Source organism: Moraxella sp. CTOTU48268 (assembly GCF_032069585.1).
In the GTDB taxonomy this organism is placed as follows: domain Bacteria; phylum Pseudomonadota; class Gammaproteobacteria; order Pseudomonadales; family Moraxellaceae; genus Faucicola; species Faucicola cinerea.
The window spans coordinates 59,836-76,783 of sequence record NZ_DAMALV010000008.1 but is presented as its reverse complement, the minus strand read 5'-3'; the positions used below and the strand labels follow the sequence as shown (position 1 = coordinate 76,783).

General features: G+C 45.2%; 13 protein-coding genes and 1 pseudogene. 7 read left to right on the top strand and 7 right to left on the bottom strand.

Translation table 11 applies throughout. The features are described from left to right. Nucleotides 1-24: 24 nt before the first annotated feature. The 5 genes and pseudogenes from RT143_RS04730 to pilG all read right to left on the bottom strand — a co-directional run bounded on the left by RT143_RS04730 (nt 25) and on the right by pilG (nt 3,332). Nucleotides 25-243 carry a hypothetical protein gene (locus tag RT143_RS04730; RefSeq protein WP_313091519.1) on the bottom strand — a complete coding sequence of 73 codons (219 nt, stop codon included), beginning with the start codon at nt 241-243 and terminating at the stop codon, nt 25-27. Nucleotides 244-341: 98 nt separating this feature from the next. Next, nucleotides 342-1,376 (bottom strand): annotated as a pseudogene (locus RT143_RS04725) (methyl-accepting chemotaxis protein); the annotation flags it as partial. A 419-nt stretch (nt 1,377-1,795) separates the two neighbouring features. Beyond that, on the bottom strand, nt 1,796-2,332 hold the full coding sequence (locus RT143_RS04720) for a chemotaxis protein CheW (protein ID WP_065254123.1): 537 nt from the start codon (nt 2,330-2,332) through the stop codon (nt 1,796-1,798). A gap of 5 nt (nt 2,333-2,337) precedes the next feature. Then, nucleotides 2,338-2,700: a response regulator gene (locus RT143_RS04715; RefSeq protein WP_050324979.1), complete on the bottom strand. Its 363-nt coding sequence runs from the start codon at nt 2,698-2,700 to the stop codon at nt 2,338-2,340. 245 nt (nt 2,701-2,945) lie between these two features. Further along, on the bottom strand, nt 2,946-3,332 hold the full coding sequence (gene pilG, locus RT143_RS04710; protein WP_050324978.1) for a twitching motility response regulator PilG: 387 nt from the start codon (nt 3,330-3,332) through the stop codon (nt 2,946-2,948). A gap of 490 nt (nt 3,333-3,822) precedes the next feature. Between pilG and RT143_RS04705 the strand changes: the two genes are divergently transcribed. The 7 genes from RT143_RS04705 (at nt 3,823) to RT143_RS04675 (ending at nt 13,941) form a co-directional block, all read left to right on the top strand. Further along, a complete protein-coding gene (locus RT143_RS04705) occupies nt 3,823-5,070 on the top strand; it encodes an efflux RND transporter periplasmic adaptor subunit (RefSeq protein WP_313091517.1) in 1,248 nt (415 codons plus the stop codon). 79 nt (nt 5,071-5,149) lie between these two features. Next, entirely contained in the window at nt 5,150-8,332 is a 3,183-nt protein-coding gene (locus RT143_RS04700) for an efflux RND transporter permease subunit (protein ID WP_313091515.1), read from the top strand. 282 nt (nt 8,333-8,614) lie between these two features. Beyond that, on the top strand, nt 8,615-9,352 hold the full coding sequence (locus tag RT143_RS04695) for a response regulator transcription factor (RefSeq protein ID WP_007115400.1): 738 nt from the start codon (nt 8,615-8,617) through the stop codon (nt 9,350-9,352). 161 nt (nt 9,353-9,513) lie between these two features. Continuing rightward, on the top strand, nt 9,514-11,136 hold the full coding sequence (locus tag RT143_RS04690) for a sensor histidine kinase (RefSeq protein ID WP_313091532.1): 1,623 nt from the start codon (nt 9,514-9,516) through the stop codon (nt 11,134-11,136). 170 nt (nt 11,137-11,306) lie between these two features. Beyond that, nucleotides 11,307-12,044 (top strand): methionine ABC transporter ATP-binding protein, encoded by a 738-nt coding sequence (locus RT143_RS04685; protein ID WP_309574981.1) that lies wholly within the window; start codon nt 11,307-11,309, stop codon nt 12,042-12,044. Nucleotides 12,045-12,111: 67 nt separating this feature from the next. Continuing rightward, the gene (locus tag RT143_RS04680) at nt 12,112-12,801 is read left to right on the top strand and encodes a methionine ABC transporter permease (RefSeq protein WP_007115396.1); all 690 of its coding nucleotides are present in this window, start codon (nt 12,112-12,114) and stop codon (nt 12,799-12,801) included. Nucleotides 12,802-12,963: 162 nt separating this feature from the next. Continuing rightward, a complete protein-coding gene (locus RT143_RS04675) occupies nt 12,964-13,941 on the top strand; it encodes a MetQ/NlpA family ABC transporter substrate-binding protein (protein WP_313091513.1) in 978 nt (325 codons plus the stop codon). A gap of 149 nt (nt 13,942-14,090) precedes the next feature. Here RT143_RS04675 and RT143_RS04670 read toward each other — a convergent pair whose 3' ends face one another. Then, entirely contained in the window at nt 14,091-14,408 is a 318-nt protein-coding gene (locus RT143_RS04670; RefSeq protein ID WP_007117206.1) for an integration host factor subunit alpha, read from the bottom strand. A 123-nt stretch (nt 14,409-14,531) separates the two neighbouring features. After that, a complete protein-coding gene (pheT, locus tag RT143_RS04665; protein WP_313091511.1) occupies nt 14,532-16,946 on the bottom strand; it encodes a phenylalanine--tRNA ligase subunit beta in 2,415 nt (804 codons plus the stop codon). Nucleotides 16,947-16,948: the final 2 nt, after the last annotated feature.

Below are 16,948 nucleotides of genomic sequence, written 5' to 3'. Positions count from 1 at the left end.
AATCAAATAACGCACGATATCGCGCTACTCAAATTGCCGAAAATCATCAATTAACACATTGTTGCGGGCAACCAGTTGGCATTGACCTGCCTCTAAAGGAATCGGTTGCTGCGCATCTACCAAATTTTTGCTAAAAAACTGCCATTGCGATTTTATTGTTGGTATTAGCGAAAATTTATCCCTGCCAACGTCTTTAAGCTGGTGATCAAAACCACAGCGTACAACCCCTGATCTAACACACATAAGAGCTAACACGCATAAAAAGAAAGGTGGTTAAAACCACCCCTTACTTTTAGCTAACTGTTGAGTACTAAGCCTAATTAGCCATCAATCATTACCCATTAAGCATGTGCTAAAGCATCATCTGGCAATTTAAAGCCCGATACTGATTCTTGCAGCGCTGCCGCCATTTCATTAAGCTGACCGATTGAACGAGCGGTTGCCATGGTACCTGATGTGGTTTGCGAGGTAATATCTTGAATGATGTTCATGGTATTTGAAATATGACCCGCTGAGGCCGCCTGCAGACGCGCCGCATTTGAGATATTCTGAATCAATGATGCCAAGTTGTTCGATACAGTTTGTACTTCTTCAAGCGCCTCACCCGCGTCTTTTGCAAGTTTCGCACCACGTACAACTTCTGCCGTGGTTGATTCCATCGACATCACGGCTTCGTTCGTATCTGCCTGAATGGTTTTAACCAGTGTTTCAATCTGTTTGGTCGCTGTGGCTGAACGTTCTGCTAGACGCTGTACCTCGTCAGCAACAACCGCAAAACCACGACCTGCTTCACCCGCCATCGATGCCTGAATTGCTGCATTCAACGCCAGGATGTTGGTTTGGTCAGCAATGTCATTAATCAGTCCAACGATATCGCCAATCTCTTGCGATGATTCACCGAGGCGCTTAATACGTTTTGAAGTTTCTTGAATCTGGTCACGAATGGTATTCATACCATCGATGGTACGTTGTACCACTTCTGCCCCGTTATAGGCAATCGCAACCGAACGGTCCGCAACCGCAGCAGATTCGGCGGCATTTGACGATACTTGGTCAATAGACACCGCCATCTCATTAATCGCTGCAGAGGCTCCCGCAATTTCTTGCGCTTGGCTTTCAGAGGCTTGGGCTAGTTCAACTGCCGTTGCCTGTGTTTGGTCAGAGGCGCGCGCGACTCGCTCTGCAGTGACGTTAATCGCAGAAACCAGTTGACGCAATTGGTCAATCGCAAAGTTAACCGAGTCTGCAATCGCCCCTGTAAAGTCTTCTGAGACTGTCGCGTTCACGGTCAAGTCACCTTCCGCTAAATCGCCTAACTCATCAAGCAAACGCAAAATCGCCATTTGGTTACGTTCGTTTTCTTCTTGGATTCTGCGGGCACGCTCAGATTCAACTTCCATCTCATGACGTTGACGCAGCGTTTCACGCTCACCTTCTGCCTTCTCTCGAGAGGTTTTAGCATTAATCTGGCGGGTCAAAAAGTAAATTGCCCCAATGACGCCTAATACAATCAAAATAGAGGGCAACCAAATCGTCAAAAAATTATGGGCAACACTATTCTGTTGACGTACCAAAATCATCAATTGGTAGAGTCGATAAATAAATGCCAAACTAGCAACACCACCACAAATACTTGCCCAAATAATCCAGTTGATTGAGTCCCCTCTATTCAAACGATAATTACTCTTGCCAAGCCCGACCGCGACAGGGGAGTTGGTATTGGTACTTAGGGTCGAAGTTTTAGTATCCATGATATGGTAAACCCTCAATTGTTTTAATGAGTTAGAAAATTAGGTTATAACGCTGCTTCTAAATAACGCGTGTCTTGCGCCAATAAGCTTGGCATAAACACATACCAAATCTGCTCGTTTTGTCTAAAACGACCATGCGTATACTGCGCGAGCGGCGAATCGTTCGGCATCTCGATAGGCTGATATTGCCCACGACTAAAGGTTTGGATACCCAATACCTCATCAACTTGTAAGCCACTAAACAGCTTGGGTTGATCAATCACCAAAATCTTTTGATTGCCTGATTGGTAATTTAAGCCTGATGGATGTAAACCTAAGAAGTTCGACAAATTGGTAATCGGTAATAACCGTCCCCGAACATTGGCAATCCCTAGCAGCCAAGGTTTTGACAAAGGCACCGAGGTATAGGCAGGCAAAGATAGTACCTCAGCCACATCACCGAGTGGGGCTACCAAGTGGTGGCCACCTAGCGAAAACGCGACCCCTAGCCACTGATTTCTTTGGTCAAAGTGAGTACCTTTTTGTCGTTTGATACCGCGGTTAGCGAGTCTTAAAAGCTCGATAAAGCCGTTTGAGGACACGAAACCTACTCCATCACGGCGCAGATTACAGTGATTAAGGCTTCTTCTGTAATCGGCTTGCTGAGATAATCCCGTGCGCCTTGGCGCTTGCCCCAGACGCGGTCAGCTTCTTGATTTTTAGTACTGATGATGATGACAGGGATATGACTGGTTTTTGGGTCACGGGTAAGTTTGCGGGTTGCTTGGAAGCCGTTCATCTCTGGCATGACCACATCCATCAAAATCACATCGGGGAAAAACTCATTGGCTTTTTGAATTCCATCCTCGCCTGTATGCGCTTCAATGACTTCGTGCTGATGACGAGTCAAAATATCTCGAAATTTTGCCATTTCTGATGGTGAATCATCAACTACTAAGATTTTGGCCATACATTTACCCTTTTACCTAATTATTGATTGCATTAATATTTTACTGTTTTGTATTCGGTGGGAATAAAAACCCAACAGCACAACGGTTAAACTAAACACGCATCCCAAATCTACGTCTAGCTAGGTTGCAATCTGGGCTTATATTTCAGTCATATCGAGTGATTGCAGACTTTAGGGGTTAACAACAGTTGCAAGCAATGGCATGCTGTTTAGCTTCAACCTAGCGCATGAAGAAGCACAGCGCATTAAGACGCAGGACGATGACGTTCAATGGTATCAAATAGCTCTTCTTTACTAAATGGTTTGGTCAAGTACTCATCTGAGCCGACGATACGACCGCGCGCTTTATCAAACAAGCCATCTTTTGATGACAGCATAATCACGGGCGTGGCAGCAAAATCTGCGTTGTTTTTGATTAGTGAACAAGTCTGATAACCGTCGAGGCGTGGCATCATGATATCGACAAAAATCAAATCTGGGTTGGTATCCGCAATTTTTGCCAACGCATCAAAGCCATCAACGGCAGTAGTCACCTCACAGCCTGCTTTGGCAAGTAACGTCTCTGCGGTACGACGAATGGTTTTTGAATCGTCAATAATCATGACTTTTAGGCCTTCAAAATTTGCATCCATAATATTTTCCTAATGGTTGTTTCGCTACGATTTTGCTACCCATTGTCCTATAGCGATTGCTCAAAACTTTAAGTTATAGGCGTTGGGGCAACTATCAAATGATGCCTCAACCCTCAAAAGCAACTGGTACAATTTTTGACAACTAAACAAAGCTATTCTAAATAATTTTTTATAAGATATAACAAATATTTCATACAGTATAGTTACAAACCAACTGTATGGTGATATTTTTAAAATACTACCATACTTTTTTGCTGCAAAGTATGCTTAAATCGATGCACTTACCGTTCATTTTTAACATCCTATGATGATTCAGGTTTGATCTATTGACTGCTTTGTAGATTGCCCATACACCCATGTTAATATACACGGATTCCATGATGCTAGTGACACATCTTGAGATAAGCTTAGAAAAGTTTATTGCACTGGCTATTTCTACATCGTTTTATATTTTTTTAAGTTGATTGTTTGCGCTGAGGACGTCTCATTCATGATAACATCGAAGTTTATCACCAAAGTTCTACCATTAAGCCTAGCCGTGGCTAGCACTGTTATTAGTTTGAGCGGTTGCCAAAAACAGCAAAACGATAGCAAAAGCCCGTTGTCAACCCAAAAGAAAGTCACCACCGTGTCAGCCACCACGCAAATCGCCAATAACGAGATTCAGCTATTAGCCGCCGATGTCATCACCGCCAAAGCAGACCGATTTGAACCGAGCGTCACCGTGACAGGGACACTGCAGCCTTCAGACCACACAGTAGTGCAATCAACCGTGAATGCGCAAGTGCAACAAGTGCTGGCCGATGTGGGTAAAACGGTAGCAAAAGGTGAGCCACTGGTGCGACTTGATATCAGTGATAGTAAAAACCAACTCGCTCAAGCGCAAGCCGATGTTGCCGCCGCCCAAGCACAAGCCATCGTCGCCAATAAGCTTGCTGAGCGCAACAAAATTTTGCTCGAGCAAGGCTTTGTCTCACAAATAGAGTATGAGCGTAGTGTGGCAGACAGCATTGCGCAGCGTGAATCCATCAAAGCCAAACAAGCCCAATTAAGTAGTGCACAAAAAATGTTTGGTGATACCACGATTTATGCCCCTACCACGGGGATTGTCAGCAGTCGCAGCGTCAATGTCGGACAGGTAGTCACGCAAAACCAAGCCTTGATGGAAATCATTGACCCCAATAAACTTGAGTTTGCCGCCAATGTCCCTAGCGAAGCACAAACACAGCTACAACTCGGTCAAGAAGTGCCTTTTACTATTAGTAATCAAACCAATCAGTACATCGGACAAATTAGCCGTATTTCGCCCCAAGTAGATGCCGCCACTCGCCAACTGACGATTTATATCGCGGTTAAACCTTCTCAGCGTAATCGTGGACTTCGCCCGGGCATGTATACCACAGGCAAGCTTAATTATGGGGTTGCACAAGTTGGGGTATTGGTGCCGATGTCAGCGGTAATGCTGGAGTCTAAAGCTCTAGAATCTACAGCCCTCGAATCTGGAGCAAAAGGTGCGGCCAATAAATCCAGCGACCAATCCGCCACAAGTCCAACTTTAGAAGCTGGCAAGATTTTGGTGGTCAGTAAAGACAATGTGATTACCAAACAGCCTATTAAGGTACTCAAACACCTTGACGATACCAGTCAGTATTTAATTGCTGGCATCGAGCCTAACACCACAGTGATTGTGGCAAATCTCAATGCCAATGATGTGGGTAAAAAAGTCGTGCTCAAATAGCTTACTGATAGTGTTCCATTCAATCATTCTATATTGTTAAAAATTTCACTGTTAAAAATTTTGGTATTAGGAATTTGCTATGTGGCTCACCCGCGTCAGTATCAACAATCCTGTGTTTGCCGCCATGATCATGCTCGCGCTGATGGTCATTGGATTGCTGGCAACATTTCGCATGAAAGTTGAGGAATTTCCTAATATTGAATTCCCTTTTGTGGTGGTCAATACCGTTTATAGTGGTGCTTCACCTGAAGTCATCGAAACCGACATTACCAAAAAAATTGAAGACCAAGTCAATACCATCGCCGGTGTCAAAGAAGTGACCTCCGTCACCCAACAAGGCTTGTCACAAGTTATCGTGCAGTTTGATTTAAATATCCCGTCCGATGTTGCCGCGCAAAACGTGCGTGATAAATTGGCACTGGTGACCCCCACCTTTCGGGATGAAGTCACCACGCCTATCGTTGCGCAGTACAATCCTGCCGATGCGCCTGTGGTGTCCGTCACGTTTCGCTCTGACAAAATGTCGCTTCGGGAGTTATCCACTTATTTAGACAACACGGTCAAAAAACAGCTACAAACAGTCACAGGGGTGGGTCGGGTTGATATCTTGGGAGGTCGGCAGCGTCAAATCCGTGTGCTACTTAATCCCACCCAAATGAATGCCTATAAAGTCTCAGTCAATCAAATTAGCAATGCGCTACGCTCAGAGAACGTCGAATTACCTGTCGGTACTATCAATAATCAAAACCAAGAAATGGTGATTCAAGTCAACGGGTTGGTCAAAACACCCAATGAGTTTAACCAAATCATTGTCGCCCAAAATCGTTCAAGCACGGGTGCTATCGTGCCTGTGTACCTATCGCAAGTTGCCCAAGTCGTTGATGGGCAAGCTGAGGCTGAATCAGCGTCGCTACAAAATGGTCAACCTGCGGTAGCAATGGATATTATCAAAATGTCGGATGCCAATGTGATTGATGTGGTTGATAAAACCCAGCAGCGTCTGGCAGAAATCCAAGCGACCCTACCCCCAGGTGTCACCATGACGGTGGTCGCTGATAGCTCAAAAAGTATTCGTGGCTCGTTAAATAATGTGGTACGCACCTTGATTGAAGGGGCGATATTGGCGGTGTTTATTGTTTGGTTGTTCTTAGGGTCGTGGCGCTCGACCATTATCACAGGATTGACGCTGCCCATTTCGCTGCTCGGTACTTTAGCGGCGATTTGGACGTTTGGTTTTTCCATCAACATGATGACCCTGCTGGCGCTGGCATTATGTATCGGACTGCTGATTGATGATGCGATTGTGGTGCGGGAAAATATCGTGCGCCATGTGGGTATGGGCAAACATCACCGCCAAGCGGCGCTTGATGGCACCCAAGAAATCGGGCTTGCTGTGCTAGCAACGACGCTGGTGATTGTGGCGGTATTTTTACCCGTGGCTTTTATGGGCGGGATTATCGGACGCTTTTTTTATCAGTTTGGTGTGACCGTTTCCACCGCTGTGTTGCTGTCGTTATTTGTCAGCTTCACGCTTGACCCGATGTTGTCTTCGATTTGGCCAGACCCAGATGCCGCGCACCAACATGACCGACTCAATGCGCGGGTATCGTTTCGCAAGCGGCCGATTGCTTGGCTATTAGCGGGTTTTCAGCGCCTGTTAGATCGGTTGACCAATCTATACAGCCATATTCTTGCATGGAGTTTACGCCATCGTTTGATAACTGTGCTTATTGCAATTGGCTCGCTGGTTGCCGCATTTTTTGCCGTGGGGTTGGTGGGCAAAGAGTTTGTTCCGCAAGCCGATATGAATGAAATCAAAGTCAAATTTGAAACACCTGTCAATGCCAATCTTGACTATACCCAGCAAAAAGCAGCACAAGTCAACGCGGTATTACAAAGTTTTCCTGAGGTTACCAATACTTATGCCACGGTTAATGCGATGTCCTATAGCGGTAACAATCGGGTACAAGTGAATGTGTCGTTAGTACCTAAAGATGAGCGCACGCGCGGACTAGATGCCTTAAACCGTGCCATGCGTGAGCAATTGCAGCAGGTAGGCGGTATTAAAGTCACCTCAGTGGCAGCCGCTGCCATGGCAGTCAGCGGTGGTCTTAAACCGATTATGATATCCATCAAAGGCAATGATTTAAATGAGCTGCAACGCTTATCCAATGAGTTTATGCAAAAACTCTCAAACGTCAATGGCTTGGTAGATTTGGAAAGCACCCTTAAACAGCCCAAATCAATGGTCAATGTCACCATTAACCGAGAAGCAGCGAATGATGCCGGTCTCTCGATTGGGCAAATCGGACAAGCATTACGCCCGCTGCTGGCCGGTGACAATGTGAGCACCTTTAAAGATGACAACGGCAACAATATCGATGTCAACGTGCGCTTAAATGACGACAACCGCCAGACCATCTCGCAACTACAATCCATGTTCTTGTCATCAAGCCGTACGGATCAAAATGGTCAGCCGATACTAGTGCCGCTATCGCAAGTGGCGAATTTTAGTGAAACCTTGGGTGCACCGCAAATCAACCGCCGTTCGCTGTTTCGTGAAGTGGTAGTCCAAGCCAACACGGACGGCAGACCGGCAGGTGATATCGGCGCGGATATCACAAAAATCCAAAACGAAATGAAACTGCCGCCCGGTTACAGCTTTGCGGTACAAGGCTCTAACAAGGATATGGCAGAATCCATTGGCTACGCAACAACCGCGCTTGGACTGGCAATCGTGTTTATTTATATGTTGTTAGGGTCACAGTTTAATAGCTTTTTATACCCTGTGGCGATTATGGCATCGCTGCCGTTATCGCTGATTGGGGTATTCTTTGCGTTATTTTTATTCGGCTCTAGTCTTAATATGTTTTCTATCATCGGCATTATCATGCTGATGGGATTGGTGTGTAAAAATGCGATTTTGCTCATTGATTTTATTAAAGAATCTTTATCAAACGGTTTGAGCCGAAATGAAGCTATTATGCTGGCAGGGCAAACGCGCCTGCGCCCAATTTTGATGACTACCGCTGCCATGGTGATGGGGATGATACCGCTGGCACTGGGTATTGGTGAAGGGTCGGAGCAGCAAGCACCGATGGCACACGCCATTATTGGCGGGGTGATTACTTCAACTTTATTGACTTTGATTGTGGTACCTGTGATTTATACCTATTTAGATGATGGCAAACAGCGGTTTTTTCGGTTATTTGCTAAAAAGAAAGCAAAAACCCCTGCGATAAAGCGCCACGACTCACTTTAAGCAATAATTTATTACAATTTTATACAGTGTAAAGAAACTTAAGAATGAGTAGCCCAGTACAATTTTAAATTGGGTTATGCATTAATTGGATTAATTGGGCTGTGTGATTGATAGCTGTATGATTGGCAGCTAAGAAGTTTTATAAATCTGTGTAAGACACTATCATATTGGCACTCTCTTGCTTTATGATAATAGGCTCTTGATTAATGATAGAAGCCTAGCTTTGATGAGCAAAAGCAATAATAACAACTGATTTATTTTAGAGAATTTTTGGAGTTGGTGATGGAAGATAATAATAGTGGTACTAAAACCGTACTATTGATTGAGGATGATCCAGATTTAGCCGAGTTGATTAGCGAATATTTGGGCATGAATTATTATGAGGTTCAGCATGCGCCAACTGCGACAGAAGGGCTAGAGACGCTATTTAATCCTGCTAAATCCATTGATTTGGTGATTTTAGATTTGATGTTGCCGGATATGGATGGCATGCAAGTGTGTCAACGTATTCGTCAGCACAAAGATAGCCGACTGGCGCAAACGGCGATTATCATGCTGACTGCCAAAGGTGACACCACTGACCGTGTGTTGGGTCTTGAGATGGGCGCGGATGATTATGTCTCAAAACCATTTGAACCGCGTGAACTATTGGCGCGTATCCGTGCAGTCATGCGCCGTCACGACCTGCCGCTTCACCAGCAAAAAGAAGATAACTTAGTATTTGGTCGTTTAAAGGTTTATCCAGACAGCCATGAAGTGACGATTGATGATGAGCCGGTGCGTTTGACCACCCACCAGTTTCAGTTATTGCATTACTTTGCTACCCACTCAGGTAAAGTACTGAGCCGTGAACAGCTGTGGCATGCGATGCCAAACGATGACAGTAGTGATAACATCGACCGTGCCATTGATGTGCATATTTCGCGTCTGCGCGCGCTGATTGAAGACAATCCTCGTCAGCCAAAACGCATTATCACAGTGCGTGGTGTCGGCTATCAGTTTGCCACTGACCAAGTGTAAGATAGCTTGACAAATTTAACACGCAAAAGGTCATTATCTTTGGTTATTTATGCTAGCAAAGCTATTATAATAACCTGTGATGACCCACAATTTTTGGATTCTGTGTGCGATTGAGCGGCATAAAATTTAACAGTGTATTTAGCAAGTTATTTGCCAGCGTTATGCTGGCATTGGTCATTTTTGCTGGGGCAATGGTAATTTTAAGCCATTTGGTACACGATACTTCTGCCAACACCCGCCACCAAGTCATTGCCAGCCAAGTCACCCAGCAGCTAGATCCGTTACTAGTTGAGCTACGTACCGCTCAAGACCAACAAAAAAATCTCGAAACCCGTTACCTACTTGCCCTCGTACGGCGTAGTTTTAATATCTATAGCGATTCACTGAACGCCAAATTTGGTCTGTATGATGGCAAAAGTGGCGAAGCGATTATGATCATGCGTGGGCTACCTGCCACCTTACCGCCAAACCCGCCATTTTTTTTATCCTTGTTTCCTAGAGATGATCCAAAACACCCGACCGAAATTCAAGTCAATAGCCAATCTGGTTATGTGCTGTTATACCAATCAAAACTTAGTAACCGCCGTACGATTTCGCCCGCGATTAATTTACTGACAGGCACCTTGCTACTGCTGCTCATCATGTCGGGCATGTTATGGATGATTGCGCGCACCATGACATGGCGTATCAATCAGCTAAGTCGGCAAATCACCCAACTGGGTGATGGCGATTTCTCTGCCCGTGTCACACCCGTAGGCAATGATGAAATTACCATTTTGGCACGCGGTTTTAACCAAACCGCCGAGCGTATCGAAACCTTGATGAATGCCAATAAACTGCTGTTAGCGCATGCTTCTCATGAAATTCGTACACCGATTACCCGTATTCGTCTACAAGTTGAAATGATGACGATGCTGGCAAGTCAGTTTGACAAAACAATACAAGATAAAGTACAAAAACGTGCCGATGCCATCAACCGTGATTTGACGGGTCTTAATGATTTGGTGGAAAGTATTTTACTCGTCAGTCGTATGGATGCCGGTCATGCGATAGAAAAAGTAGAAGACGTCGATTTATATGAGTTAATTAAAAACGAGATTCAGCACTACCCACAAGCTACCTTTGCGGGTGGTCACGTTATCATCCAAGGACAAGCCAAACTTCTCACCCACCTCGTGCGTAATTTGCTCGACAATGCCCATCTTCATGGCGTCCCACCTGTGAGCGTACAGCTGTATGCCATTGATGATGCGGGTAATCAACTGGCAATTGATGCCCTACCAACGATGCAAGAGAATACAAAAGATACCCATGCAGAAAAACTTAACGATGCTCAAAAAGATAAAGTGGCTTTGCCCGCCCCTATAAAAGATACCACCAGTGACCCCACAAACGTCGATGACATCACCGTTGACCCTGAAATGTCATCGACAAATAGTCCCGCCGCAACGGACACAGCAGATAGCGAGGCAACTTCGAGCAAACTGGCTAACAAACAAAAAAATAAATCGTCTATTTTTTCCCGTAAAAAATCTGACGTTGTACACCTGCCAGAATTTCATCAGGTGTGTATTGCGGTTATCGACCAAGGTACAGGCATTCCTGAAGACAAACGCACCGATATTTTCAGTCCATTTGTACGGCTACAACAAGAGAAAAAAGGCTCAGGGCTCGGGCTATCTTTAGTCGCGCAGATTGTCAAAGCCCATGGCGGTAGTATTATCACTGACACACTGCATGGCCATACCCGCTTTTTGGTCACACTACCTATCACTCAATCGTAACCGCTTTTATCTCTGCCTATAGTTTTGTCACAAATTTTTTTTGCTTTTCCTCTCTATTATTCATTTAAACATACCATTCGGCATTTATTTATTCGTTAAAGCGACTAAACGCTGACGACGAGCTGTGCTAAAATTACCCTCTTTTAGCCACTGCAAAATTTTTTATTATCATGATTACCATTGATAACGTTACCAAACGCTTCCAAACCCAAGATGGCAACTGGTTTACTGCGGTAGAACCGACATCGCTCACAATCCAACAAGGCGAGATTTTTGGCTTGATGGGTTATTCTGGCGCAGGAAAATCCACCTTGCTACGCTTGATTAATTTACTTGAACGCCCAGATAGCGGCACTGTCACCATAGATGGCAAGGAGCTGACCTCGCTGTCCACCCACGATTTGCGCCATGCCCGTCAAAATATCGGGATGATTTTTCAGCAGTTTAATCTGATGGCAAATCGCACAGTGGCACAAAACATTGCCTTTGCCCTAGAGATTGCCGGTTGGGAAAAAGCGACCATCATGCCGCGGGTGATGGAATGTCTTGAAATTGTCGATTTGGTCAATCGCGCCAACCACTATCCCGCCCAGCTCTCTGGCGGTCAAAAACAGCGGGCAGGTATCGCACGGGCGTTAGCACCCAAGCCTCATGTAATGCTCGCCGATGAGCCCACCTCTGCGCTCGACCCTGCTACCACCAAATCGGTGTTAGCCTGTCTCAAGGATATTAATGACAAGTTTAACGTCACTATCGTGATTGTGACGCATGAAATGTCCGTGATTCGCAAGCTGTGTAACCGCGTTGCCCTGCTCGATAAAGGCAGATTGCTGGAAGTCGCTGACGTACATTCGGGGCAAATTCATGCCACCACACCGATTGGGCAACTGCTGATTAGTGATGATTAACGGCGCACAAACATCGTTGATGACTGGATAATCTTTTAAGTTTTAAATTGAATCGTTGGGTAATTTCATGGCAAATACATTAACTTGGCAAAGCGCGGTTGATAATCTTTTGGGGATGAAGGCAGAAATTTGGCAAGCGTTTTGGGAGACGCTAATTATGGTGGGTATCTCAACGGTTGCGTCGGTCATCTTTGGTACATTGCTCGGCGTCGCGCTATTTTTGACCAGTAAAAATCAGCTCGCCGACAACAAATCGTTGTATGCAGGACTTGGCAACTTTACCAACATTATGCGTGCTTTTCCGTTTGTGATTTTGATGATTGTGATTATTCCTGTCACTCGCCTCATTGTCGGTACAACCATTGGTCCAATCGCAGCATCGCTTGCTTTGAGTGTCGCCGGTATCTTCTACTTTGCTAGGCTCGTTGAGCAAAATCTGCGTGATGTGCCAAAAGGTATCATCGAAGCGGCGTTATCAATGGGTGCAAGTACTGGGACGATTATTCGCAATGTGTTATTGGTCGAGTCACGCTCAAGTTTGATTTTGAGTATTACTACTTTGATGATTAGTTTACTCTCTTACAGTGCGGCAGCGGGTATGATTGGGGGTGGCGGTCTCGGTGATTTGGCGATTCGTTATGGTTATAACCGCTACCAAAATGATGTGATGATTTTTATGGTGATTTTATTGGTGGTGATGGTGATTATCATCCAATCGGTTGGTAATATTTTGGCGCACCGTCTGGATAAACGTTAATTTTAGCTGATGGCTGTTTAAAAAATTGTTATTGATGGTTTTTCTAGGAATTATGAAAAAATTTCATATCCATAGGTTAACTCTCAATAACATTTTTTTTATGAGTGTGTTAAGGTAAGCTGATTGTTTTGTCCGTTTATTTTTTCATTTTTGGAGGAAGGTATGAAATTAACGCATTTATCAAGCCATATCGCGCAGCTATTAGCAACTGTAGGGGTGGCAGGGATTGCCCTAGTCGGTTGTAGCAAGCCTGAAAGCAAAACCGAAACCACAGCACAAGCCAGCACCACCACAACTACAACTACGACTACCGCAAGCTCAACGACTACCACGGCAGCAGCAAGCACAGGTATCGACCCGAACAAATCTGAAATTGTGATTGGTACTACTGTGGGCGACTTTGGTGACATGGTCAAGAACTCTGTCAAACCGCAGTTAGAAAAACAAGGCTATAAAGTCAGATTGGTTGAATTCTCTGACTATGTGCGCCCAAATAAAGCCTTAGCCGATGGCGATATTGATATCAACGTGTTCCAACACAAACCTTATCTTGATACTTTCAAAAAAGATAACAACCTAGATATCGTTGAAGCCTTCCAAGTGCCTACCGCACCGCTTGGCATCTATCCTGGTAAATTAAATGACCTAAAACAAGTCAAAGACGGTACCACCGTGGCTGCACCGAACGATCCAAGCAACTTTGCACGCGCGCTGGTAATGCTCAACGAACTAGGCTGGGTAAAACTTAAAGACAATATCGACCCACTCACTGCATCAAAAAATGATATCGCAGAAAACCTAAAAAATATCAAATTGGTAGAGCTAGAAGCCGCACAATTACCACGTGCGCGTTCTGACGTTGACTTTGCAGTCATCAATGGTAACTATGCGACCAGCTCAGGTATCAAATTGACTGAAGCGCTGTTCCAAGAACCCAGCTATGCGTATGTCAACTGGTCAGCGATTCGCACCAAAGACAAAGACACACAATGGGTAAAAGACGTGACCAATGCGTATAATTCAGAAGAATTTAAACAATACGCCCACAAAACTTTCCCAGGCTATAAATACCCAGCTATTTGGGGCGAAAACCCTGCGACACCAGCAGCTGCCAGTGCTACTGCCTCTACTGCCAAATAATGGCATAATTGGCATAAAAAAAAGAAGCATTCAGCTTCTTTTTTTTATGGTTAAAATTTATAGACAGAATCTTTTATGGTCAAAATGCGTTAATTGATTTTAAAACGCTTAAATTTTAACTAGAAATAATCTAAAAACAATAAAGCGCGTTATTCTGTGAACAGTTTATCTTCAATACTGCGACGCATTTTTTGCCCCGCTTTAAAGGTAACAACGCGGCGCGCTGTGACATGAACCATCTCGCCAGTCTTTGGGTTGCGACCTGGACGCTGGCTTTTATCTTTGATTTCAAAGTTACCAAAACCCGATAGCTTGACTTGGTGACCTTTGGTCAACGTCTCTGACAACTCTGAAAAAAAATTCTCCACAAATGCGCGGCTGTCTTGGCGCGTCATGCCCAAATTTTCCATCAAATGATTGATCATTTCTAATTTGGTTAAGGTTTTTCCTTCAACTTGCATATTCATTATCATACCCACCCTACTAAATGTTCCTATTCTAGCGATTCTAGCAAATACAGTCGATAGTTATTTTTACTTTAAAATCAAAGAAAAACATTGTATCGACTGTCATAATTTGCTAGTCCAAGATTACATACGTAGCGTTGCGTGATACTGCTCATGTAGCGCAGCGATGACAGCTTCTATTTGTGCATTAATACGCTCGTCAGAAAGCGTGGCTTCGACGTCTTGCCACACCAGTGCAAAAGCAAGCGATTGTTGGTTTTCAGGCAAAGTACTGCCGGCATACACATCAAACAACCACACATCTTTTAATAGCTCGCCCCCGACTTGTTTGATAGTGTCACGCATTGATTGCATAGCAATCGACTGGTCTACCACCACAGCGATATCACGGCGTACTTGTGGGAATTTACTTGGCGTCATGATGGTCAATGCCTGCTGGTGCATATCAATCACCATCTGTAAGTTTAGCTGCGCCACCCAAGTGGTCGGCAAATCCAAGGCTTTGGCAATCTGTGGGTGCAACTGACCCAACCAACCAATCACCTTGCCTTGATAGTGTACATCGGCACTTTGACCGGGGTGTAAAAACGGCTGCTCGCTACGTTGATAACTGATAGCGGACTGGGCAAACCGTGGGAAAACCGATTCGACGTCATTTTTTAAGTCGTAAAAATCCATCACACGGCTGTCATGATGCTGCTCTGGATGGGTACTGCCGACTGCCACCATCGCCAAAGTGTCAACTTGGTTTAAGCTTGCAATATCACTGCCATCAAAACGCAGACCCGTCTCAAACAGACGCACGCGGTTTTGTTGACGGTTTAAGTTATATTGCACACAAGGCAACAAACTAGACAGCAGGGTACGACGCATGACCGCTAAGTCACTTGAGATTGGATTGGCAAGCGCGAGTGGTGCAGCAAAATGCGCCCCATCAAACAAAGCTTCGACTTTGGCATCACTAAAACTAAAACTCACCGCTTCAAAATAACCTTGATTGACCAAGCTCATTTTTAAGTTATGCAGATCATTTTGGCGTTTATTGTCAAACAAGTTACTGGTAAACGCCGGCAGTTTGTTGGCAATATTGTTATAGCCATAAATACGAGCGATTTCTTCAATCAAATCTTCGGGCAAGGCGATATCAAAACGATGACTTGGCGGCGTGGCAACCAGATTTTCGCCTTGTAACTCGGTGCTGATTTGTAGACTATTTAAAATCTCTATGGCTTTGTCGGTGGCGATATCCGCGCCTAACAATTTGTTGATACTGACAATCGGTAGCGTCACTGGCGTACGTTTTGGCAGTTCAGCGGTGTTTTCAACCAGCGTGATTTGACCGACCCTAACCTCACTTGAGCCATTACCAAATGTTGCCAATAAATTGACCGCGCGGTCGAGTGCCAATTTTGGCAATTCAAAATCAACACCCCGCTCAAAACGCTGTGACGCATCGGTATGCAAGCCAAAACGGCGCGCTTTACTTGCAATCGCCAACTGTTTGAAAAATGCACTTTCGATTACCACTCGGGTCGTGCTATCGGTCACTGCGGTGCGAAGTCCACCCATAATCCCTGCTAACGCAATAACCCCTTGTTCATCGGCAATCACCAGTTCATCACCTTGTAAGGTGATGGTTTGCTCATTTAAAAGCTCAAGGGTTTCGCCTTGTTGGGCATGGCGCACGGTGATTGCGCCCACCAGTTTGTCTGCATCAAACGCATGCAGCGGCTGACCGAGCTCAAGTAGTACATAATTGGTGACATCCACCAGTAAATTACGTGGCTTGACGCCTGAGGCATTTAGGGCCTGTTTCATCCAATCAGGTGATGGCGTAGTGCCCGTCAGTCCACTGACCAGTTGCGCGTAATAACGTGGGCAGTCTGTGGTCTCTACGCTAACCGCTTGGCTAGCGTTGTCGGTCACAGCTGCGGTAATGTTGTCAAATGGCAGTTGAAATGTTAAATCATTGAGCACGGCAAGCTCACGCGCGATACCGCGCACACTAAAACAGTCCCCCCGGTTTGGGGTAATTGAAATATCTAGCACATGATTGTCTAAGCCAAGATAGGCTCGGATATCCATGCCAATCGGTGCATCATTTGGCAAAATTAGCAAGCCATCAACACCATCATCACAGTCAATCTCGCTACCACCGCACAGCATACCGTGCGACTCTACGCCGCGCAGTTTGCCTTTTTTAATGTTAAAGGGTTCATCCCCTTGTGCAGGTGGCAGTTTGGCGCCCACCAGTGCCACAGGTACACGCACGCCAGCGGCGACATTGGGTGCACCGCAAACGATTTGTAGGGGTGCTTCGCTATGCTCACCGACATTCACTTTGGCAACGCGCAGTTTATCAGCATCGGGGTGTTGGGTGACGTCAATCACTTCACCGACCACCACACCACTAAAGTCTTTGGCGACTTTATCCAAGCTATCAAGCTCTAAGCCTGCCATCGTCAGTTGTTCGCCAATTTGCTCAGCGCTTAAGTTTGGGTTTGCCCATTGGCGTAACCAGTTTTCGCTAATTTTCATTG